General features: G+C 56.7%; 21 protein-coding genes. 11 read left to right on the top strand and 10 right to left on the bottom strand.

The features are described 5' to 3' along the window. Positions 1-10 precede the first annotated feature (10 nt). The gene (locus K0H81_RS03875) at positions 11-571 is read right to left on the bottom strand and encodes a GNAT family N-acetyltransferase (RefSeq protein WP_220059957.1); all 561 of its coding nucleotides are present in this window, start codon (positions 569-571) and stop codon (positions 11-13) included. Between the two features lie 121 nt (positions 572-692). Here K0H81_RS03875 and K0H81_RS03870 point away from each other — a divergent pair, with 121 nt between their 5' ends. After that, positions 693-1,649, top strand: a complete 957-nt coding sequence (locus K0H81_RS03870) for a nucleotidyl cyclase domain-containing protein (RefSeq protein ID WP_144199454.1) — start codon at positions 693-695, stop codon at positions 1,647-1,649. Positions 1,650-1,881: 232 nt separating this feature from the next. Next, positions 1,882-2,826, top strand: a complete 945-nt coding sequence (locus K0H81_RS03865) for a GGDEF domain-containing protein (RefSeq protein WP_220059956.1) — start codon at positions 1,882-1,884, stop codon at positions 2,824-2,826. 25 nt (positions 2,827-2,851) lie between these two features. Here the strand turns inward: K0H81_RS03865 and K0H81_RS03860 are convergent, their stop codons facing one another. After that, the gene (locus K0H81_RS03860) at positions 2,852-3,091 is read right to left on the bottom strand and encodes a hypothetical protein (RefSeq protein ID WP_220059955.1); all 240 of its coding nucleotides are present in this window, start codon (positions 3,089-3,091) and stop codon (positions 2,852-2,854) included. 196 nt (positions 3,092-3,287) lie between these two features. On the opposite strand from K0H81_RS03860, the gene K0H81_RS03855 reads away from it, so the two are divergent. After that, positions 3,288-3,701: an META domain-containing protein gene (locus K0H81_RS03855; RefSeq protein WP_220059954.1), complete on the top strand. Its 414-nt coding sequence runs from the start codon at positions 3,288-3,290 to the stop codon at positions 3,699-3,701. Positions 3,702-3,791: 90 nt separating this feature from the next. Here K0H81_RS03855 and K0H81_RS03850 read toward each other — a convergent pair whose 3' ends face one another. Together K0H81_RS03850 and K0H81_RS03845 are read right to left on the bottom strand one after the other, a co-directional pair. Next, complete coding sequence (locus K0H81_RS03850; protein WP_144200125.1) at positions 3,792-5,090, bottom strand: dicarboxylate/amino acid:cation symporter; 1,299 nt, start codon at positions 5,088-5,090, stop codon at positions 3,792-3,794. Between the two features lie 166 nt (positions 5,091-5,256). Next, positions 5,257-5,562: a DUF4234 domain-containing protein gene (locus K0H81_RS03845; RefSeq protein ID WP_144199461.1), complete on the bottom strand. Its 306-nt coding sequence runs from the start codon at positions 5,560-5,562 to the stop codon at positions 5,257-5,259. Between the two features lie 141 nt (positions 5,563-5,703). Between K0H81_RS03845 and K0H81_RS03840 the strand changes: the two genes are divergently transcribed. Then, entirely contained in the window at positions 5,704-6,147 is a 444-nt protein-coding gene (locus tag K0H81_RS03840) for a GNAT family N-acetyltransferase (RefSeq protein ID WP_220044314.1), read from the top strand. A gap of 87 nt (positions 6,148-6,234) precedes the next feature. Here the strand turns inward: K0H81_RS03840 and K0H81_RS03835 are convergent, their stop codons facing one another. Together K0H81_RS03835 and K0H81_RS03830 are read right to left on the bottom strand one after the other, a co-directional pair. Further along, positions 6,235-7,602, bottom strand: a complete 1,368-nt coding sequence (locus tag K0H81_RS03835; RefSeq protein ID WP_220059953.1) for an L-serine ammonia-lyase — start codon at positions 7,600-7,602, stop codon at positions 6,235-6,237. A gap of 56 nt (positions 7,603-7,658) precedes the next feature. Next, entirely contained in the window at positions 7,659-8,930 is a 1,272-nt protein-coding gene (locus tag K0H81_RS03830; protein WP_220059952.1) for a serine/threonine transporter, read from the bottom strand. A gap of 455 nt (positions 8,931-9,385) precedes the next feature. Between K0H81_RS03830 and yjjX the strand changes: the two genes are divergently transcribed. The 6 genes from yjjX (at position 9,386) to K0H81_RS03800 (ending at position 15,019) form a co-directional block, all read left to right on the top strand. Continuing rightward, the gene (yjjX, locus tag K0H81_RS03825) at positions 9,386-9,958 is read left to right on the top strand and encodes an inosine/xanthosine triphosphatase (protein ID WP_144199469.1); all 573 of its coding nucleotides are present in this window, start codon (positions 9,386-9,388) and stop codon (positions 9,956-9,958) included. 136 nt (positions 9,959-10,094) lie between these two features. Next, positions 10,095-11,063, top strand: coding sequence for a bifunctional helix-turn-helix transcriptional regulator/GNAT family N-acetyltransferase (locus K0H81_RS03820; protein ID WP_258406378.1), 969 nt, complete (start codon positions 10,095-10,097; stop codon positions 11,061-11,063). A 123-nt stretch (positions 11,064-11,186) separates the two neighbouring features. Then, a complete protein-coding gene (locus tag K0H81_RS03815) occupies positions 11,187-12,227 on the top strand; it encodes an NADP(H)-dependent aldo-keto reductase (RefSeq protein ID WP_220059951.1) in 1,041 nt (346 codons plus the stop codon). Between the two features lie 104 nt (positions 12,228-12,331). Further along, the gene (locus tag K0H81_RS03810; RefSeq protein WP_220059950.1) at positions 12,332-13,543 is read left to right on the top strand and encodes a cysteine desulfurase; all 1,212 of its coding nucleotides are present in this window, start codon (positions 12,332-12,334) and stop codon (positions 13,541-13,543) included. A 31-nt stretch (positions 13,544-13,574) separates the two neighbouring features. Beyond that, positions 13,575-14,027 carry a SufE family protein gene (locus K0H81_RS03805; RefSeq protein ID WP_144199477.1) on the top strand — a complete coding sequence of 151 codons (453 nt, stop codon included), beginning with the start codon at positions 13,575-13,577 and terminating at the stop codon, positions 14,025-14,027. Positions 14,028-14,263: 236 nt separating this feature from the next. Then, positions 14,264-15,019: a phosphatase PAP2 family protein gene (locus K0H81_RS03800; protein WP_220059949.1), complete on the top strand. Its 756-nt coding sequence runs from the start codon at positions 14,264-14,266 to the stop codon at positions 15,017-15,019. Positions 15,020-15,049: 30 nt separating this feature from the next. On the opposite strand, the gene K0H81_RS03795 is transcribed toward K0H81_RS03800, so the two are convergent. The 4 genes from K0H81_RS03795 to K0H81_RS03780 all read right to left on the bottom strand — a co-directional run bounded on the left by K0H81_RS03795 (position 15,050) and on the right by K0H81_RS03780 (position 19,370). After that, positions 15,050-16,390 (bottom strand): diguanylate cyclase domain-containing protein, encoded by a 1,341-nt coding sequence (locus K0H81_RS03795; RefSeq protein WP_220059948.1) that lies wholly within the window; start codon positions 16,388-16,390, stop codon positions 15,050-15,052. A gap of 282 nt (positions 16,391-16,672) precedes the next feature. Beyond that, positions 16,673-17,143: a DUF6691 family protein gene (locus K0H81_RS03790; protein WP_220059947.1), complete on the bottom strand. Its 471-nt coding sequence runs from the start codon at positions 17,141-17,143 to the stop codon at positions 16,673-16,675. A gap of 8 nt (positions 17,144-17,151) precedes the next feature. Beyond that, positions 17,152-17,580: a YeeE/YedE family protein gene (locus K0H81_RS03785; protein ID WP_220059946.1), complete on the bottom strand. Its 429-nt coding sequence runs from the start codon at positions 17,578-17,580 to the stop codon at positions 17,152-17,154. An 89-nt stretch (positions 17,581-17,669) separates the two neighbouring features. Further along, complete coding sequence (locus K0H81_RS03780; RefSeq protein ID WP_220059945.1) at positions 17,670-19,370, bottom strand: FAD-dependent oxidoreductase; 1,701 nt, start codon at positions 19,368-19,370, stop codon at positions 17,670-17,672. 248 nt (positions 19,371-19,618) lie between these two features. Between K0H81_RS03780 and pyrC the strand changes: the two genes are divergently transcribed. Next, positions 19,619-20,647 (top strand): dihydroorotase, encoded by a 1,029-nt coding sequence (gene pyrC, locus K0H81_RS03775; RefSeq protein WP_220059944.1) that lies wholly within the window; start codon positions 19,619-19,621, stop codon positions 20,645-20,647. Positions 20,648-20,700: the final 53 nt, after the last annotated feature.

The following is a 20,700-nucleotide window of genomic DNA, read 5'->3' as shown; positions in this document are numbered from 1 at the left end:
GGCCGCCCCCCTAGATAGTGCTTGCAGTATCGGCCGCCAGCAGATAGTAACCGCGGCCATCGAACTCGAAGAAGTCCAGCACCTGCATCCCCCCCTTCTGGGTGTGGGCGGCGAATGAACGTTCGTTCTCTTCGGCGATAAAGGTAACCATGTAGGTATATTGAGGTGCCACTAGCACCTTGAGTTTTGCCACCATGTCGGCAAACAGGCCAGACCCCCTCAGGGACGGCGCTATCCAGATGGGACCATACTGGCAGCTATTGGCTTTATTGATTATACCCGAGCCAGTTTCAAAGCGACCGGTCTCGAGTCGCTTCAAGAGATAACGATAGAGGGGCCAGTCACCGAAGAAAGGCCAGCGACCGGCGATCACATAACCGGCGATCTCACCGCCAACTTCGGCCAGCAACAACCAATGATTCTGAATCAGCTCATCTAACTGCTGGCGACTAAAACTCTGGCCCGTCATCATGCCGCCGCGCTGATCTGGGGCAAGCTCGGCCTCCCACTGGTTCGCTTCCAGGGCGGCAATGGCATCGAGGTCGGCGCGGGTTGCCAGACGGATCACCATGACAAACTCACTATGCTGTGAAGAAACAAGAATATCCCCTTAAATCTTCGGGTTATTTGCAAAATAGCTAATCGACTACCACACTTAACACACTTGAAACACCAATAGGTTAGAGCCGATCATGCTGCCGGAAAACATTCACACGGGTGTGAGTATACTTGAAAACGATAACGCGCAAATCAACTTAGTCAGGTGGATGCATCAGTGCGAGCTGATGAAACGCTATTTCGAAGCGGATGTCGCCTTTGTCGCCCAGCAGACGGACCTGGGTTTTGAGATCATCGTCAGCTCCATCAACGATACCCGCAGGTTTCTTTCCGGCACCCTGTATAACGAGAAATTCGAGCTATTCACCCGTCTCGCCAACAGTCAGCCCGAAGGGGTCAATCTGGACCTGAGCCGGGAATCCAACGCCGAGCTTCCCAAAGATCTCGCCACTGCCAGCAGCATGCTATCCAGGCCGATCCTCTGGCCCGACGGCACAGTGTTCGGTTGTCTGTGTGTGATCAATCCGGCCAGCAAGGAGACCGCCAGCACCAACGCCTTCATGTTGGAGCCCTTCCAGATCTTACTGCAACAGGACCTGGCGCTATTGTGTCAGAGCCAGCGCATCGAATCACTGTCGATGCGGGATCGCGACACAGGCATGCTCAATCACTATGGCTTTATCATGATGGCGCCGCGACAGCTCAACCTGGGCCGCCGCTTCGGTGCCCATGCCGGCATCCTCTTCTTCGAGCTCTACCCCAACCCGCCGCTGATCGACGAAATAGAGGACAAGCATATCCGCCTGCTGGGCAACATCATTCAGGACACCATACGCACCGCCGACATCGCCGCCCACTACAGCCACAGCCAGTTCGTGGTGCTGGTGTTTGTGGATACCGAGCGGGATCTCAACCACATCAGCCACAGAGTCGAGAAACTGCTGCTACAACAAAACGATAGACTCAAGTTGGATTCGGGCCACTCCTTCTTCGCCCCAGACTCCTCGGCCAAGCTGGCGCCCATGCTGGAGAAGGCCAAGCAGCAACTCAAGTCTCAGCAGAAGGACGATGAAATTGAGACTGAGGCCTAGTGCTAAAGACTGGCGCTAGAGGCTGGCGCTAGAAACTGGCATTAGAAACAGGCTTTAGAAGTTGATTTCGAAAAATCAAAAAACAGATTTTGCTCGCAAAATTGGAAATTTACATTCTCACAACATATGATTTTTGAGTATGATGTAAACACTTTGTGTCGTCAGTCTTTCGGCTGACCCACCTTATCTAGCGAGTTATGCAATTTAATAATAACAATAAGCGAGCACTACTATGCTATTAGAATGCGCCGATACCAGCCTTTGGCTCAGGGAAGCCGACCATCCCGCCATTACCCTGCCACGTTGGCAGCAACAAGTTGATCTACTTAATGAATTTTATCAGGCTCAGGCCAGTGTGGTGCTGCAGTTTATCGACGGCGAGTATCAGGTGGTCTGTAGTCGTCAACACACGGATCTCAATCTCTATGCCGGTACTCAGTTTCATGATGCCAGCCTCACCCAGGCCCTCAAGAACCACACCGCCTACGGCCTGCTGGATCTGACCAAGAGCCAAGATCCCAAGAGTCACCTGACACGCTTTAACAGCCTGCTGGCCCTGCCCCTCTACTGGTCAGACGGTCAACCCTTCGGCGTCATGCTGATCTGCGACAGCCAGCGCAGCAAACACTTTAAGCGACTCCTGCCGCTTATGGAAAACGCCAAGGCGCTGATCCAGGCAGAGCTCAAGCACCTGTTTTTGATGCAGCAGATTCAGATGATGTCGGTACAGGACGATCTCACCTGCATGCTCAACCCCTATGGCTTCAACCTGATGGCGCCAAGACAACTGAGCCTGAGTCGCCGCTTCGGCTCCCATGCGGGTATCGTCCTGCTGCAGGACATGACCTCCTATAAGGGAGTGATGGAACAGAGTCAGGGACTGAGGCAGTTAGCCCGGGTGATACACCATAATATGCGCGACGCCGATGTATCGGCCCGCATCGAAGATGGGCTATTTGCCATACTCGCCTTCGTCGACAGTCAGGCTAATCTCGAATCCCTCACCAAGCGATTGCTCAAGCAGATCGCCAAGGAGGAGATCAAGGCGGAGATCGCCATAGGCGTAAGTTTCTTCACCCCCACCACACATCTCGCCATCGAGCCCATGGTTGAGGCGGCGAGACAAAATCTACATGCCAACCGAGAACTGAAACAGCAAGGCGGCGTAAAGGCCTAGGGCGAGTTAAGCCTTAAGTTTTGCGCTAGCTCTCGCGCTGGCTCTCGCACTCAGGTGCGTCTTGGCTCTGATCCTGCGCCTTTGCCCATTGAAAAAAGAGCACTATGGGGAAAGGCGACATCATCACCAGCCCCAGGCCTATCAGGCTTGAAACCAAGAGTATCCCCTGGATCTGCTCGGTCCAGGAGGTCAGGCCATAGATCCCAAGGCCGGCGAGCACCATGGCGAATCCCAACCAGTGGGCCAGTTTTAATCCTGTCATCATAGCTTCGTCTTTCCCCTTTCAGCAGAGCTTGTCGTCGGCACAGTTTGTCGTCAGCCTAGTTTGTCGTCGAAGCAGCTGGGCCAACAGTGGAAACAGCTTACCATGAACAAAATATCATGGAAAAACCCCGAATAAGGCTTTTTAATTAGGCATAAGCTTGTCAAAATATCTGTCTCACAGATTTGGAAGTTTCCCCATGTTTAAGAAGTTTATGTTTATCGCCGGTACCTTGCTCGGCTTATCTGCCTGTCAAAGCGCATCCCTCACAGGCGGCGAGGATCTGGATATTTTAGGCAGCTGGCATATTGAAGCCGCCCAAGGTAAGGCCGTCATCGACTACAGCCCAGCCCAGCTGGTGTTTGCCGAAGATGGCGCATTGAGCGGCAACAACAGCTGTAACCAGTTCTTCGGCCAGTATCAGCTTAACGGTCAGGCCCTGACCCTCTCCCCCGCCGGTAGCACGATGAAAGCCTGTGTCGACGCCCTGATGCAGCAGGAGCGCAATGTCATGCAGGCCATGTCTCAGGTCACCCAGGCCAAGCTGGTCAAAGGCAAGTTGCTGCTCAGCGACGCAGATGGCGAAACCCAGCTGATCCTCAGCAAGCAATAGTCCGCTTTGACAGACATAAAAAAACCGCCTGATTGGCGGTTTTTTTATGTCTCAAACTCGGCTTGGCTATTTAACACTAGCTATTTAACGTTAGCTATCCAGGCGCTCTGCCAGTATCTGGCTCTGCTCGGCGTCGGCGTTGTAGTGCTCGAGATCCAGCTCATCTTCAGACTTGGCGATCACTGTGGTCGCCACCAGATCCCCGGACACATTCACTACGGTACGCGCCATATCCAAGATACGGTCGATACCCGCGATGATCGCCACCCCTTCCAGTGGCAGGCCAACCGTGGTCAGCACCAGGGTCAGCATCACCAGACCGGCACCCGGCACCCCGGCGGTGCCAATTGACGCCAGGGTCGCGGTGAGAATGATGGTGATATAGTCGACCCAGGTGAGGTCGATCCCGAAGGCCTGGGCAACAAACAGCGCCGTGACCCCCTGATACAGGGCGGTGCCATCCATGTTGATGGTGGTGCCCAGGGGCAATACGAAGCTGGAGATCTTCTTGTTGATCCCTAAAGACTCGCTGGCGCACTTCATGCTGGCAGGCAGGGTGCCGGCGCTGCTCGAGGTGGTATAGGCCACCGCCAGGGCGTTGCTGATCCCCTTGAAGAACTGCATGGGGTTGAGCTTGGCCACGAAGGTCAGCACCAGGCTGTAAAAACCTATGATATGCAGAGCGCAGCCGATATAAACCGCCAGAATCACCTTGATCAGCGGCATCAACATATCCATGCCGTATTCACCGGCTACCCAGGCCATCAAGCCAAATACCCCATAAGGCGCTAGCTTCATCACCATGTCGGTCAGCTTATACATGGCCTCTGCCAGGCTCTCGAACACCTTGATGGCCGGCTTACCATGGTCACCTATCAACACCAGGGCGATACCCAGGGCCACCGCGAAGACGATCACCTGCAGGATCTGCCCGCTGGCCAGCGCCGCGATAGGATTGGTCGGCACTATGTTGATCAGTGTCTCCATGATAGAAGGCACCTCTTTCACCGCGTTGTGACTCTCTGCCGAGGTCATCGCCAGTCCGGCGCCGGGCTGCATGATATAACCCACCGCCAAACCGAGCGTGATGGCGATTGAGGTAGTGCCCAGATAGAAGGCGAAAGATTTAAAACCGATGCGGCCCATCTTGGCGGTATCCTGCATCGAGGTCACCCCCACAATTAGGGAGCAGAACACCAAGGGGACAATCAACATCTTGATGGTGTTGACAAAAAGCGTACCGATTGGCTTAAGCAGCACCGCCTGTTCGCCCAGGCCCAGGCCGGCGCTGATACCCAGCAGCATACCGATAAGAATTTGTAGCCACAGGGGCACAGACATCCAGCCAGACCAGGCACGGCCCAGCCAAGAAGAGGTTTGTTGACGCATCATTAATAACCTTGAATCGCGAGAGTGGTTTCGTCCCGCCGCACTATGACAGAGGAGCCAGTCGCAACGGAGCAAGTAGCAACGCAGCAGACGACGGACACAAATGGGACGGGGATAATATCAGATAAACCTGGAGTAAGCTGTGATTCATATCAAGAGAGGCCCATCAGGCCTCGAAGTAGGCAGATTCCTGTTTGGCATCGACCCTGAAGGTATGCAGGGCCGCAGGGGGTTGTTCGCGCTCGATGAGGTGGCTCCAGTAGGCGTCGTCGAAGCCATGAAACAGCCGCTCCGCCTTGCCCTGGGACTTTAAGATAAGGTGCCACCAGACCAGGCCCCAGAGGCCCAGGGTAACCAGAGTCAGCAGAAAATGCAGCAGATGGTTTACCACCTCCTGCTCCCGGCCAAGCGCCAGGCTATCACGCTGATTTTGATTGAGTTTAGTAAGATCATTCTGGTCAGAATCACTCATCGCCTCACCCCATAGACACTTAGCACTCCCTTCTTCAAAGCATAGCAGAGTTAGACTTTAGTCTAAGAGTCAATCGAAAAAATTCTGCCTTGGCTTGGCCATGAAGCATGCTAGAGTATGGCCAAAATTAAGGAGGCGATAATGCAAATAAGAAAAGGCCAACAATCGGATCTCACCGCACTGGTGCAGTTTAATCAGGCCATGGCCAACGAAACCGAAGGGCTCAGCCTAGATCAACAAACCCTCACCCTAGGCGTACAGACGCTACTCGAAAACCCCGCCCGCGGCTTCTACCTGGTCGCCGAGGAAGCAGGCGAAATCTTGGGTTCCCTCATGGTCACTTTCGAATGGAGCGACTGGCGCGCCAAGGACTACTATTGGATCCAGAGCGTCTATATCCGTCCGCAGAATCGTCGCCAGGGGATCTATGGCAAGCTGTATGAGGCGGTGAAACAGATAGCCGAGGACAATGGCGGCGCCGCCAGCTTCAGACTCTATGTGGAGCAAGAGAACCATAAGGCGCAGAAGACCTACGAGGCCCTCGGCATGAAGCAGAGCTACTACCTGATGTATGAAGAAAAGTAGCCGATAACCAAATATAAAAAAACGCCCCGATGGGCGTTTTTTTTATGGCTCCGGCGCATAGCTTAAGCCAATTGCTCAGACAAAAGCTTAAGCGCAGATGCTGGTGACCTTGATCGCCAGACCGCCCTGACTGGTCTCGCGATACTTCACATGCATATCCTTGCCTGTCTCATACATGGTGGCGATCACCTTATCCAGGCTGACCCTGGGCTCGCTGTTACGCCGCAGTGCCATGCGCGCCGAGTTAATCGCCTTCACCGAGGCGATAGCATTACGCTCGATACAGGGCACCTGCACCTGACCGGCGACCGGATCACAGGTCAGTCCCAGGTTGTGCTCCATGCCGATCTCGGCGGCGATGCAGACCTGAGCCGGATTGCCCCCCATCAGCTCTGCCAGTCCGGCGGCGGCCATGGAGCAGGCGACGCCTACTTCCCCCTGACAGCCCACTTCGGCGCCAGAGATAGAGGCGTTGCGCTTATACAGGCCACCGATAGCAGCAGCGGCGAGGAAGTAGCGGCTGTACTCCTTAGGGCCCACTGGCTGAATGAACTTGTCAAAATAGGCCAACACGGCCGGGATGATCCCCGCCGCGCCATTAGTGGGCGAGGTCACCACCCGGCCACCGGCGGCATTCTCTTCGCTCACCGCCAGGGCGAACATGTTGACCCAATCGACGATCATCATGGGATCCGCCGACAGACGCTCACCGGTAGCCAGCTGACGGAACAGCGCCGGTGCCCGACGTGGCACCCGTAATGGCCCAGCCAACACGCCTTCGGTGTGACAACCGCGCTCGATAGCCTCTTTCATGGTATGCCATACCGCCTCGAAACCCTCGGCAATATGCTCCTCACTGTGAAGCGCCCGCTCGTTGGCCATCATGATGGCGCTGATGCTCATGCCTGTCTCCTGGCATAGATCCAGCAGCTCCTCGGCATTGGGGAAAGGATAGGGCAAGACCACCTCGTTGGCGGCCGTCATGCCAAAATGTTCCTCGTCGACGATAAAGCCGCCGCCGATGGAATAATAGGTCTTGTGATAAACACACTGCTGACCGACATAGGCGCTCAACGTCATGCCGTTTTCATGCAGCGCCAGGGCCTCGGGGTGAAACACCACGGCCTCGGGCGGAAAATCGACCCCATGCCCTTCCGTGCCCAGTGGCAGACAGGAGGTCATGGCCACCTGACGGATAAACTCAGGGGTCAGGTCGATATCTACCGTCTCAGGGCTGTTGCCCGCCAGCCCCATGATGATGGCGCTATCTGTATGGTGGCCCTTGCCGGTAAGCGACAGGGAGCCATAGATATCCACCTTAACACTGGTGATGCTCAGCAGTTCCCCACGCTGACGCAGATCGTCAACAAAACCTTTGGCGGCCTTCATCGGCCCGACAGTGTGTGAGCTGGAGGGACCCACACCTATCTTAAAAATATCAAATGCGCTAACCATAATTGCTTCCACTTAGATTCGCCCGGCGGAGAGCCGCCGGGCGTAACATGAGTCGATTAAGAGAGCATGCCAAACAGTATGGCCGTCATCGCCAGCAAGCCTGCCAGGATCACCAAGATGTTGCTGATGCGACCACGGTAAGCCTTGAGCGCAGGCACCTTGTAGACGGCATACATAGGCATGAGGTAGAGGATCGCGGCGATGATAGGGCCGCCCAGGGCCTCGATCATCCCCAGGATGCTCGGGTTGATCACGGCAACGCCCCAGATGGTCAGGAACATGAAGCCGAGGATAAACTTGTCGATCTTGGCGTCCGACACTTCCTTGTTGCTGCTACGCAGCTGCTTGGTGATGATCCCCTTGAGGCCTTCGGTGGCACCTAGATAGTGACCGAAGAAAGAGGAGACGATGGCGATCACCGCGATGATGGGGCCAAAATAGCTGACGAAACCGCTGGCGTGTACGTTGGCCAGATAAGAGAGGATCGGCAGGTTCTGCGCCTTGGCCTCGGCCAGCTGGGCCGGACTCAGCGACAGCACGCAGGAGAAGACGAACAGCATCACGAAGCCCACCAACATCATGCTGGTGTTACGCAGGATCACATCGGCCTTTCTGGCCGCGTTACTACCGTACTGCTTCTTCAGCGATACCGAGAACTGTGAGATGGCCGGTGAATGGTTGAAGGCAAACACCAGCACAGGGATAGTCAGCCAGACGGTACCGAGAAACTCACCGGCGGCAGGTACTTCCATCAGGGCGTCCATCTTCCAGCTTGGGATCAGGTACAGCGACATGAAGGCCAGGATCCCCACCAGCGGATACACCAGCAGCTGAGTCACCTTGAGCATAAACTTCTCGCCGGACACCATCACAGACATCATGCCCAGCACTAAGATGCCGGACAGGAGGAAGCGTGGTGGCGAGGCCATGCCCAACTGGTTGACGATGAAGCTGTCGACCGTATTGGTGATGCCCACACCATAGATGAGCACTATGGGGTAGATGGCGAAGAAGTAGAGCAAGGTGATCGCCTTACCCGCGCCGACACCAAAATACTCTTCGACCACATGGGTGATGTCGCTACCCTGACGCTGAGAGGAGCAAACGAAACGAGACAGGCCTCTGTGGGCTAGATAGGTCATGGGGCCGATAATCACGGCCATCAGCACCAGGGGCCAGAAACCGCCCATGCCCGCATTGATGGGCAGAAACAGGATACCGGCGCCGACGGCGGTGCCGAACAGGCTCAACATCCAGGTCGTGTCGTTGCGAGTCCAACCTTGGCGCTGCGCGAGGTTTACATCAGAGATTGTCGCTTCGTTTTGCATAAAATAACCTTATCGATGCACTAGCATCTGAGTGTTTCGACGCCCCGCCCCGCGGCGTTTTTCCGCCTGACGAGCACGACTAAAATTCGGGCGTAGCATATAGCAGGCAGTACGCTAAAAATTGATCTGACACCTCTTTTTGTAATGAATTTTCAGAATGAATCGGCTTTGTGAGCCGAATCTAACTTATTGTGTTGTAAATTTTCATAACGGCAATCTCACGCTAACCAAAGCGAACCAGAACATCACAAGCGCGTTACCCTTTTTTACATCTGTTAACCCGGCGCTATGGCGGCCGCTATGCCGCTTAGCCCTGTTTCGCCGCGGTAAGATGCCATTTACGCGCATCCACTAGGTTAAATATCGCGCCGCGCCTGGTGCTTGCCCGCCCATGCATCGCGTGGCGCTTTATGGCAAAATGGTGCCCTGTCGATTCATTCAATTTTGGAATACCCATGCCCAGCGCTCTTAGCCAACAAGCCATCATTCGTATCACGGTCGGTTCGACCAATCCGGTCAAGATAGGCGCGGCCCGCAACGCCCTCTGCCTGCTGTTTCCTGACGCCGAGATCCTCTGCCAGGGCATGCACGCCCCCTCAGGTGTCGCGGCCCAGCCGATGACGGACTCAGAGACCCGCGAAGGCGCCATCAACCGCGCCCGCTACTGCGAGCAGCAAGGCAAGAGCGATGAGCGCCTTACGGCGGATCTCTATATCGCCATGGAGGGCGGCGTCGACCTGTTCGACCACGGTGCGGCCACCTACGCCTACATGGCCATCGTCCATCGAGGCGGGCTCAGCATAGGTCGCAGCGCGCAGATGCCCCTGCCCGCCCCGGTGTATGATGCCCTGGTGGCCGGTGAGGAACTTGGCGATGTGATGGACAGGCTGTTCAACACGGTCAATATCAAGCAGAAGGGGGGCGCCATCGGCCTCTTTACCCAGGGCAAGGCCAGTCGCGAGAGCGTCTACACCCAGGCGATCGTGCTGGCGATGGCGCCGCTGCTCAACCCGGAGATTTTTGGCTAATTAGGCGCCAGGAGAAGGCAGGCCAACCCTGATGAGCCTGCCGAATTTATCTACATTAGCAAAAACTTGCATTTCTCTTTTTAGGGATCTAAGTTAGATGTATATCGCAACTATATAGCTCACTCGGATCTTAACCATGTCACAGTCTTGTCCTTCGATGCTCGATGATGCCAGTCTCGCTCAGGCCGTCGAACTGCCCCAGACCTGCTCGTCACTGCGCAGCCTGTCGAGGCAACTGGTGAGGCAACTGGGCATGCTCAACTCCGCCTGCGGCGATCAGCCGCTGTCGCCGGTGCAGGCCCACGCCTTGATCGAACTCAGCACCCAGGAGCTGTCGATAAAGCAGCTGGCCCTGGCCCTGAATATCGACAAGTCCAATGCCAGCCGCGCCGTGAGCCAGCTGTGTGACAAGGGCTTTGCCAAGAGTCGCAACAATCCCAGAGACAGTCGCAGCTCGCTGTGCCAACTCACGGCTCAGGGCAAACGCCAACTCAACAGCCTGAACGAGCAACAGAACAAGATGTACCAGGAGATTCTGGCTCAGCTCTCGCCCGAACAGATCGCTCAGCTGGAAGCCAGCCTGCGCCAATATACCCGTGCCATGGATCTGGCCAGCGCCCAGCAGGGCTACACTATCCGCAGCCTCACCCAGGAGGATAACCCCCATATCGCCCGGGTGATCCGCAACGTCTCCGCCGAGTATGGCCTGACACCGGACAAGGGCTACAGCGTCGCCGACCCGACCCTGGACGATCTCTACAGCGTCTATCAGGCCGACAAGGCCCACTACTGGGTGGTCGACTACAAGGGCTTGGTGCTGGGCGGCGTGGGGATCGCTCCCCTGCCGGGGCACGATGAGGTCTGTGAGCTACAGAAGATGTATTTCGATCCCAAACTCAGGGGCAAGGGCTTTGCCAAGCGCATGGCACTGCAGGCGTTCGAGTTTGCCCGTAGCCAGGGATTCAGCCACTGTTATCTGGAAACCACCGCCTGCCTGAGTGAGGCGGTCAGCCTCTATGAGAAACTGGGGTTCGAGCACCTGGATGCCCCCCTTGGCAACACGGGTCACGATGCCTGTGAAATGCCTATGCTGATTAAACTTTAGCCATTAAAAATTCAAGCAAATCATTGAGATATTTTGTTACTTCACCATGAAGTAATTTATCTAGTGTTTCCTAAGAAAGCTTGCTAGCCTCAGAGGTAATTCTTGCGCATTCTGGAGATTTGAATGGACTATACAAGACTCCCCCATTCCAGCTTAGACGTCAGTAAAATTTGCCTGGGTACCATGACCTGGGGTGAACAGAATACCCAGGCCCAGGCCTTCGAACAGCTCGACTACGCCATCGGACAAGGCATCAACTTTATCGATACCGCCGAGATGTATCCCGTGCCGCCCAAGGCCGAGACTCAGGGCGAGACCGAACGTATCCTGGGTAACTACCTCAAGGCCAGGGGCAAGCGTGACGATCTCATTATCGCGACCAAGGTCGCGGCCCCTGGCGGCAAGAGCGACTATATCCGCCAGAACATGGCGCTGGACTGGCGCAACATCCACCAGGCGGTCAACGACTCCTTGGAGCGCTTGCAGATTGAGACCATAGATCTCTATCAACTGCATTGGCCGGATCGCAACACCAACTTCTTCGGCGAGCTCTTTTATGAGCAGCAGGATGACGAGAAGCTCACCCCCATAGTCGAGACCCTGGAAGCCCTGGCGGATCTGATCAAGGCCGGTAAGATCCGCTACATAGGCGTTTCCAACGAGACCCCCTGGGGATTGATGAAGTATCTGCAACTGGCGGAGAAGCATGGCCTGCCGCGCATCATCAGCGTACAGAATCCCTACAACCTGCTTAACCGCAGCTTCGAGGTGGGCATGGCCGAGATCGCCCACAGGGAAGAGCTGCCGCTTCTGGCCTACTCGCCACTGGCATTTGGCGCCCTTAGCGGTAAATACATAGGCGGCCAATGGCCAGAGGGGGCGAGACTCACACTGTTTAAACGCTTCGCCCGCTACACAGGCTCGCAGATGGCCCTGGATGCCACCCAGGCCTATGTGGAGCTGGCGCGGGAGTTCAACCTCAGCCCGGCGCAGATGGCGCTGGCCTTCGTCAACGGCCGCCGCTTCGTCGGCAGTAACATCATAGGCGCGACCAACCTAGAGCAGCTGAAAGAGAATATCGACAGCACCTCGGTCAGCCTGAGCGACGAGCTGATGGGCAGAATCGACGAGTTGGCGGCCATCTACCGCATTCCCTGCCCCTAAATCCGTAGAGATACTCTAAAAGGCTAATTGAACTTGCATTAGGCGCTGAGATCTCCCAAGATCTGAGCGCCTTTTTTGTTTGAATCACGCGACGGACCCAATCGATGGAATTTAGCCAGCTGCGCAGCCAGTTTCCCGCCCTCACCCAGTCACTCGGCGACTATTCGCTGGTGTATCTGGATACGGCCGCGACCAGTCAGAAACCCCAAGGGGTGATCGACGCCATGAGCCGCTACTATCAAGCGGACAATGCCAACGTACACCGCGCTGCCCATCATCTTTCTGCCCGCGCCACCAGCCAATATGAGGCGGTGCGCGACAAGGTGAAGGCTTTCATTAAGGCAAACCGCCGCGAAGAGATCATCTTTACCCATGGCACCACAGAGGGGATCAACCTGGTGGCCCTGGGGCTGGCCAGCCAGCTAAAGGCTGGGGATCTGATTCTGTTAGACAGCGCCGCCCACCACGCCAACATAGTGCCCTGGCAGATGCTGGCCAAGCAAACCGGCGCCGAGATACTGCCTATCCCGCTGACTCCTGAGGCGCGCCTGGATCAGGCGGCCTATCAAGCGCTACTGCAACGTGGCCCACGTGTCGTCGCCCTCAGCCATGTCTCCAACGTGCTGGGTACGGTCAATCCGGTTAAAGAGATGATCGCTCAGGCCAAGGCGGTAGGCGCACTCACGCTTATCGACGGCGCCCAGGCGATCGCCCATCTCGAGGTGGACGTGCAGGCCCTGGATTGCGACTTCTACCTCTTCTCCGGCCACAAGATGTATGGCCCGACGGGTATAGGCATCTTATATGGCCGCTATGCAGCGCTCGACAAGCTAGATCCCCTGCTCACCGGCGGCGAGATGATCAAGCAGGTGAGCTTCGAAGGCACCACATTTAATATCCTGCCCAACCGTCTTGAGGCGGGTACGCCGCCCATCGCCGAGGTGATAGGTCTGGGCGCCACCATCGACTTTATCCAGTCCTTGCCCCGCGCCGAACTCAGGGCCCATGAACAGGCCCTGCTGAACCGTCTTCAGGATGAGCTCAGGGCATTGGGTGGCATCAGCCTCTACGGTGCCCACCAGGACAATATCGGCGCCGTGGCCTTTAACCTCACCGGCGAGCATCACCAGGATGTAGGGATCTTGCTGGATCAGCAGGGGATCGCCGTGCGCTGCGGCCATCACTGCGCCATGCCTCTGATGCAGACTCTGGGGCTGTCTGGCTGCTGCCGCGCCTCCCTCGGCGTCTATAGCAATGATGAAGATGTCGATCGCTTCATCCTGGCGCTAAAATCGGTAAAAGACCTCTTGCTCTAACGAGCGACAGTATTAATTAGACGAGTTCCAAATGAGTAATAGTCAGCTAAGCCCATCCACTGAGGCCTTTACCGGCCTAATGCTGGATCCCCAGGAGATACTGCCAAGCTTCACCCAGGCCGCCAACTGGCAGGAGCGCTACCGCGCCCTCATGCTATTGGGTAAACGCCTGCCGCCGCTGGATGATGCCCTTCGACAAGAGTCGGCCCAGGTCAGAGGCTGCGAGAGCAACGCCTGGCTCTATCACAAGGAGATAGACGGCAGACACTACTACCTGGCCGACAGCGATGCCCGCATCGTCAAGGGACTGATCGCCCTGCTGCTCACCGCAGTGCAGGGGCAGGACGAGCAGACCATAGCCGCCTTAGATCTACACGAGTACTTCGACCAACTGGGGCTGAGCGGTCAGCTGAGCCCATCGCGCACCAACGGCGTGCTGGCGCTGGCCGAGGCAATCAAGGCCGCCGCCAACCAGCCCAGCTAGTAGGCAAGAGCGACTAGCTGGCAAATTCGACTGGCAAGCTAAGCCAAGTAACAAATTAAGCGCCACACCTAAATCTTACACCTGAGCACCACAGCTAAATCCCGCCCCAAGGCACCGGCCGCACCCTTGGGGCCGGGTAATTCACATATAATTCACGCCCCTCCCCCTAGACTCTTGTCCTAGCCTGAATTTTTTATCTTTGCACCAGACTTTAGGTGCCGATGGGACACTTTTCTATGTCGATTGCTAAGTCATTAGACACTGCTAGCTCACCCGCCTTCTGGCGCTATCATTTCATGCTGCCCGCCGTCTGCTTCCTGCTAGCCGTCAGCCTGATAGAGCTATTTCATCTGGATATCGCCCTGGGCCAGTGGCTGTTTCGTCTCGAGGGCGGCATCGATGGCTGGCCGCTTCGCGGCGCCTGGGTCACGGAAAATCTGATCCATGTCGGCGGTCGTAATCTAGTGATCTTACTTGGAGTCACCGTCCTCACCCTTCTGGGTCTGAGCTATAAGAAACCCGCCCTGGCCAGCTATCGCAGGGGCCTGGTGTTTCTCTTCATGAGCGTACTGAGCAGCGTACTGCTGGTGAGGCTGGGCAAGTCATTCGTACACCTGGACTGCCCCTGGCATCTGAAGATCTTCGGTGGCCGCGCGGATTACTTCTCGCTGTTCTCGGGTCAGTTTGATGCCAACTCGCCGGGTCAGTGTTTCCCTGCCGGTCACTCCAGCGGCGGCTATGCCTGGGTGGCGCTCTATTTCTTCGCACTGGCCTACGCGCCGCGCTATCGTTGGTTCGGCCTTGGTTTCGGTCTGCTGCTGGGGCTCACCTTCGGCATTGCCCAGCAGCTCAGGGGCGCCCACTTCATCTCCCACGATGTCTGGACCCTCACCATCTCCTGGTTCTCGGCACTGACTTGGTATTACGCCCTCTTCCTGCGTCGTCAGTCAGAGCCCGCAATTAGCCCGGCACTGGAAACCGCCCGAAGCTAATCGCCTTAACAGGTCAATAGTTATTTTGGTTTAACGGGCCAGACGGTGGCCGAGATCCATGCGATGATCCGGCCCCAGATGATATTGGTTGTCGCCACGCCCCTTGGCGATATACATGGCCTGATCGGCCACATGCAGCAGCGCATCCATGTGTCCGGCATGATCCGGATAGATGGCGAAACCTATGCTGGCCGCGATTCCCCTGCCGGTCTGAATAACAGGCTCAGCGAATCGCTCAAACAGCGCCTTAGCAAGTCGCGCCGCCTCCTCATCTAACGGCTTATCAGCTGGCCACTGGGGCAGAAGCATCACAAACTCATCGCCGCCGATGCGGGCCACCAGATCCTCTGACCCCTTAAGGCTCTGCAGCCTGGTAGCCGCCGTCATCAAGACGCGATCCCCCACTTGATGCCCCAGGCTATCGTTGATCGCCTTAAACTGATTGAGGTCGATGAAGATAAGTCCCAGGCGACCACCACACTGCGACGCCGCGCGAATCGCCTCACTCAGGCGTAGCTCGAGTTGCAGCCGGTTGGGCAGTCCGGTTAAGGGGTCCTGGTGGGCCATCTTTTCGAGCTTATGATGCAGCGCCTTCTCCTGGGTAATATCACGCACCACCCCCACCATCTTTAACAGCTGACCATCGCTATCCTTCACCAGGTTGCCCGTCTCGCGCACCCAGTGCACAGAACCATCGGGCCAGAGGATGCGATACTCCTCGTCATGGTTCTCGCCGGTGGCGATGCAGCGCGCCTCTCCCGCCTTCACCTTGTCGCGATCCTCGGGGTGCACCCTGGAATAGAAGAACTCATAGCTAGGGGTGACCTCCCCCAGCTTGTAACCGAAGATGCCGAAGATGGCATCGGACCAATAGAGGGTGTCTGTGCCCACCTGCCAGTCCCAGGTGCCTATCTTGGCGAAATACTGGCTGTGGTGATAACGGGCGATATCCTGGCGAATGTCCTGTTCCAGGTTGTGATGACGCACCAAGAGCAGCAGCCCTCTGGGCTCACGGGCCAGGCGGGTAAAGCTTAAGATCTCATGGCCTAGGTTCAGGCTAGTGCCAAGCTGACGGTCGGCGAACACCTGCAGCTGCTCGCCGCTGGAATCCTTGAGCCAGAGGCTGAGGGGCAGCCCTGAGAGATCACTCCCCTCGGCCTTCATCAAGGCTGCGGCCTGGGCGTTATGGGCCAAGATCTTCGCCTGCTCGTCAATAAGGAGCAGACCATCCTCGACAGAATTTTCCAGGGCAGAAAAGTCGACGCCGCGGCTCCTGAGGATAAAGCGAAGAACAAGCATGCATGCCGCAGCGGCTATCAGGCCGATAGCCAGGAATATGATAAGAAGAAGCGGTAGCGACATCTCAGCCATGGTGCAGGCCTAACTGAAACAAAGCCGCTAACGGAATCGCTAATGCAAAAGCAAACCGACTCGCCGCCAGCATAGCAAAAGGTTGTCGAAACAGAAACAAGTGCATAGCAGCCTCCACCAGGGTAGCAGGCCGGGAATCATGCTAATACTCATGCCGTCACTCCTGTCATCACTCATGCCAGGAATAAAAGTAATAGCCTTATAGATCCAGCCTAACTTCTGTCTATTAGCTAAGCATCAAAGCGTGATGCTGCCAAGCACTTTTACATAAAAATAAGCCGCTTAGGCCTCAACCGGCCCAGGCAGCCTGCGGGCGATCATCCTGCTTATCAGGCGTCCCAGGTAGGCCCCCAAGACCATGGTCGCCATAAACGCCAGCGCCATGGGATCCAGGCTAGCCAGATTGACCACGGCAGGCCCAGGGCAGATGCCGAGCATGCCCCAGCCCAGGCCGAACAAGGCGGCGCCGACGATCAGCGGCCCATCGATGCGGGTCTTGCTGGGCAGATGATATTGGCTGTCCAGCACAGGGCCTTGATTGCGCGCCATCCTAGGTTTTACCCACAGCAGAAAGACGGGCAGATAGACCCCAAGGGCGCCGCCCATCACCAGCATCAGGCTAGGGTCCCAATGGCCATTGACCACGCCGCTGATATCTAAGAAGGCGAGCACCTTGGCGGGATCCGCAAGACCGGAGAGCAGCAGGCCGGCACCAAACAACAGGCCCGAGAGTAAGGCAAATAAGTTACGCATGGCCCCTCCTAGTTCAGCAGCACGGCGGCGATGACACCCACCAGCATGAAGACCAGGGTCGCGGCGATGGATCGCGGCGACAGACGACCTATGCCGCAGATGCCATGGCCACTGGTACAGCCGTTACCCAGGCTGCAGCCGAGTCCCACCAGTAGCGCCGACAGCAGCAGAGTCGGCGCGGCAATCCCACGCTCACTCAGCACCACAGGTTCGATAGCCAGCCAGGCCTTTAAAGGCTCGGCCAGCAGCAGGCCACTGAGCAGCAAACCCGCGAGAAAATAGAACTGCCAGCCAAACAGGTCTGTGCCGCGGCGCCACAGGGCGCCAGAAATAATACCGCTGATACCGGCGATGCGGCCGTTAACCACCAGGAGCAGGCTTGCCGCCAAGCCAATCAAGAGACCACCGCACAGGGCGATAGCGAGTGATGAAAACATCGAGTACCTCTTTCATCTGTCGCAAAGGGAAAGAGACGGGGCTAGGCGCCCCGCCTATTGATTACTAAATCATTTATCAATAAAGCGTTTTACACGCTGGCGAACTTGTAGGTGCGGTACCCGCCGATCAGGTTGCGGGCACGGTAACCATTGTTGACCAGCTGACGATAGGCCACGTTGCCCCGCAGACCCACCTGACAGAAGATGATGATCTCCTTATCTTTTGGCAGCTCATGCATGCGATCGCGCAGCTCATCCACGGGAATGTTAACCGCGCCTTCCAGGCCGCCATTCTTCAGCTCGCCAGGGTTACGCACATCCAGCAGCAGTTGATCTTCACTGAGATTGTCTATCTGGTCGAAATGGATCGGCGTCGCATCGCCCTTGATGATGTTGCTGGCCACGAAGGCCGCCTGATTGATCACATCCTTGGCACTGCCATAGGGCGGCGCATAGCTAAGCTCCAGGTGCTGTAGCTGCTCAACCGTCATGCCGGCGCGCTGGGCCACCGCCATCACATCGATACGCTTGTCGATACCATCCTTACCCACGGCCTGGGCGCCAAAGATGGTGCCCTTAACCGGGTCAAACAGCAGCTTGAAGGAGACCACCTCGGCGCCAGGATAGTAGCTGGCGTGGCTGGCGGTATGCACATAGACCTTTTCAAAGGCGATACCCGATTGCTTGAGCTGCTTCTCGTTCTTGCCCGTGGCACCCACCGCGAGATCGAACACCTTACAGATCGCCGTACCCTGGGTGCCCTGATACTGCTCCTCGCGGCCAAACATGTTGTCGGCCGCCATACGGCCCTGACGGTTTGCCGGGCCCGCCAGCGGCACCAAACAGGCCTGGCCGGTCACAAAGTCTTGCTCTTCGACGGCGTCACCTACGGCGTAGATGGCGGGATCGCTGGTCTGCATCATGGCGTTGACCTTGATGCCACCAAGCTCGCCGATGGTTAACCCGGCGTCGCGGGCCAGCTGAGTCTCGGGGCGCACGCCGATGGCCATGATCAAAAGATCTGTCTCCAGCAGCTCGCCGTTGCTCAGGGTCAGACTCAGGTGTCCCTTGATGTGTTGATGGGCCGTGTCTTCACCGGCGGCGTCGCTGGCCACATGGGTCTGCACCTGATAGCTCACCTCTGACAGGGCCGTACCCAGACGCAGATCCACGCCCTGGTCACGGATTGCCTGATGGGCAAAGCCCGCCATCTCGCGATCCACAGGTGTCATCACCTGATCGGCAAGCTCAAGCAAAGTGGTCTTGATCCCCAGATGATGCAGTGACTCCATCATCTCCAAGCCGATAAAGCCGCCACCAACCACAGTGGCATGCTCGACATTGTTCATCTGGATCGTCTGCAGGATCCTATCCATGTCGGGAATGTTGCGCAGGGAGTGGGTGAGCGGGTTATCCACACCCGGAATCGGCGGCACGATTGGCGCCGCACCGGGGCTGAGCAGCAGGGTGTCATAGCTTTCCTGGTATTCGCTGCCATCGAGCAGTCGTCTGACGGTCACCAACTTGGCGGCGCGGTCGATGGCAACCACCTCATGCTTAACCCGCACCTCGACATTGAATCTGGCCTTGAAGCTCTCTGGCGTCTGCAGTACTAAGGCGCTGCGCTGAACGATCTCACCACTGATATGATAGGGCAGGCCGCAGTTGGCAAAGGAGACATACTCGCCGCGCTCAAACATAATGATTTCAGCAGTTTCGCTGAGTCTACGCGCCCTTGCCGCCGCCGATGCGCCGCCCGCGACGCCGCCAATGATCAGTATCTTCTTCATCTCAATGCTTCTCCTACTGCACTAAACAGACCTTGGCCGAAAGTGTATTACATTCGCTATTACATGCAAATTCCTTTTATTAGAAAAATCTAAGCGAATGGTGAAAACAGTGATCTCGATGGCAAAGTGAGCAAGACTTTATTAAAAATTGTCCACCTTTATCCCGAGGATAAAACTCAGTTTGCCCTTTACAGGCCCTGGCCAGCCACATAAGATCCAGCCAGTCCACGCAAAAGAAAGAGTCCTCGATGACCAAATTAACCATAACCCGACCCGACGACTGGCATGTTCACCTGCGCGATGGTGACGTGCTGACCGATACCGTAAGAGACACTGGCCGTTACATGGGCCGCGCCATCATCATGCCTAACCTGGTGCCACCGGCCACCAATGTCGATTCGGCACTGGCCTACTATGAGCGCATCAAGGCGGTCTGCACCGCCAACTTCGAGCCGCTGATGGTGCTCTACCTCACCGACAACACCACGGCCGAGGATATCCGCGCCGCCAAGGCGTCGGGCAAGGTGGTTGCCGCCAAGCTATACCCTGCGGGCGCGACCACCAACTCAGACTCGGGCGTCACTGATGTGAAGAACATCTACCCCGTGCTGGAAGCGATGCAGGAAGTGGGCATGCTCTTCCTGGTACACGGCGAAGTTACAGATTCGAGCATCGACATCTTCGATCGCGAGGCCACCTTCATCAACAACACCCTCAAGCAGGTGGTTGCCGACTTCCCGTCACTCAAGATAGTGCTGGAACATATCACCACCAAAGATGCGGTGGATTTCGTCATGGGCGCCTCCGACAACGTGGCCGCCACCATCACGGCCCATCACCTGCTCTACAACCGTAACCATATGCTGGCCGGTGGTATTCGTCCTCACTTCTACTGTCTGCCTATCCTCAAGCGCAACACCCATCAGCAGGCCCTGCTGGCGGCTGCGGCCAGCGGTAGCAAGAAGTTCTTCCTGGGCACAGATTCGGCGCCCCACGCCAAGGACCGTAAAGAGGCCGCCTGTGGCTGCGCCGGTTCTTATACGGCCCACGCCGCCATCGAGCTCTACGCCGAGGCGTTCGAGTCAGTGGGCGCTTTAGACAAATTAGAGGCCTTCGCCAGCTTCAACGGCCCTGACTTCTACGGTCTGCCGCGCAACACTGACAGCATCACACTAGTGAAACGCAGCTGGGAAGTGCCCGCCACCTATCCGCTGGGTGACACGGGCGTAGTGCCGATCCGCGCCGGCGAAACCATAGAATGGCAGGTGGAAGACTAACCCGCTCTAGATAAAAAGAAAAACACCGCCAGTTGGCGGTGTTTTTGTCTCTA

The organism is Shewanella halotolerans, assembly GCF_019457535.1.
Lineage (GTDB): Bacteria > Pseudomonadota > Gammaproteobacteria > Enterobacterales > Shewanellaceae > Shewanella > Shewanella halotolerans.
The sequence above is the reverse complement of the archived record's forward strand: the minus strand, read 5'-3'. Positions and strand labels throughout refer to the sequence as shown.

Excerpts from the sequence above, each read along its gene's own strand:
- K0H81_RS03875 (WP_220059957.1), bottom strand. The coding sequence starts at position 571 with ATGGTGATCCGTCTGGCAACCCGCGCCGACCTCGATGCCATTGCCGCC.
- K0H81_RS03870 (WP_144199454.1), top strand. The coding sequence starts at position 693 with ATGCTGCCGGAAAACATTCACACGGGTGTGAGTATACTTGAAAACGAT.
- K0H81_RS03865 (WP_220059956.1), top strand. The coding sequence starts at position 1,882 with ATGCTATTAGAATGCGCCGATACCAGCCTTTGGCTCAGGGAAGCCGAC.
- K0H81_RS03860 (WP_220059955.1), bottom strand. The coding sequence starts at position 3,091 with ATGATGACAGGATTAAAACTGGCCCACTGGTTGGGATTCGCCATGGTG.
- K0H81_RS03855 (WP_220059954.1), top strand. The coding sequence starts at position 3,288 with ATGTTTAAGAAGTTTATGTTTATCGCCGGTACCTTGCTCGGCTTATCT.
- K0H81_RS03850 (WP_144200125.1), bottom strand. The coding sequence starts at position 5,090 with ATGCGTCAACAAACCTCTTCTTGGCTGGGCCGTGCCTGGTCTGGCTGG.
- K0H81_RS03845 (WP_144199461.1), bottom strand. The coding sequence starts at position 5,562 with ATGAGTGATTCTGACCAGAATGATCTTACTAAACTCAATCAAAATCAG.
- K0H81_RS03840 (WP_220044314.1), top strand. The coding sequence starts at position 5,704 with ATGCAAATAAGAAAAGGCCAACAATCGGATCTCACCGCACTGGTGCAG.
- K0H81_RS03835 (WP_220059953.1), bottom strand. The coding sequence starts at position 7,602 with ATGGTTAGCGCATTTGATATTTTTAAGATAGGTGTGGGTCCCTCCAGC.
- K0H81_RS03830 (WP_220059952.1), bottom strand. The coding sequence starts at position 8,930 with ATGCAAAACGAAGCGACAATCTCTGATGTAAACCTCGCGCAGCGCCAA.
- yjjX (WP_144199469.1), top strand. The coding sequence starts at position 9,386 with ATGCCCAGCGCTCTTAGCCAACAAGCCATCATTCGTATCACGGTCGGT.
- K0H81_RS03820 (WP_258406378.1), top strand. The coding sequence starts at position 10,095 with ATGTCACAGTCTTGTCCTTCGATGCTCGATGATGCCAGTCTCGCTCAG.
- K0H81_RS03815 (WP_220059951.1), top strand. The coding sequence starts at position 11,187 with ATGGACTATACAAGACTCCCCCATTCCAGCTTAGACGTCAGTAAAATT.
- K0H81_RS03810 (WP_220059950.1), top strand. The coding sequence starts at position 12,332 with ATGGAATTTAGCCAGCTGCGCAGCCAGTTTCCCGCCCTCACCCAGTCA.
- K0H81_RS03805 (WP_144199477.1), top strand. The coding sequence starts at position 13,575 with ATGAGTAATAGTCAGCTAAGCCCATCCACTGAGGCCTTTACCGGCCTA.
- K0H81_RS03800 (WP_220059949.1), top strand. The coding sequence starts at position 14,264 with ATGTCGATTGCTAAGTCATTAGACACTGCTAGCTCACCCGCCTTCTGG.
- K0H81_RS03795 (WP_220059948.1), bottom strand. The coding sequence starts at position 16,390 with ATGGCTGAGATGTCGCTACCGCTTCTTCTTATCATATTCCTGGCTATC.
- K0H81_RS03790 (WP_220059947.1), bottom strand. The coding sequence starts at position 17,143 with ATGCGTAACTTATTTGCCTTACTCTCGGGCCTGTTGTTTGGTGCCGGC.
- K0H81_RS03785 (WP_220059946.1), bottom strand. The coding sequence starts at position 17,580 with ATGTTTTCATCACTCGCTATCGCCCTGTGCGGTGGTCTCTTGATTGGC.
- K0H81_RS03780 (WP_220059945.1), bottom strand. The coding sequence starts at position 19,370 with ATGAAGAAGATACTGATCATTGGCGGCGTCGCGGGCGGCGCATCGGCG.
- pyrC (WP_220059944.1), top strand. The coding sequence starts at position 19,619 with ATGACCAAATTAACCATAACCCGACCCGACGACTGGCATGTTCACCTG.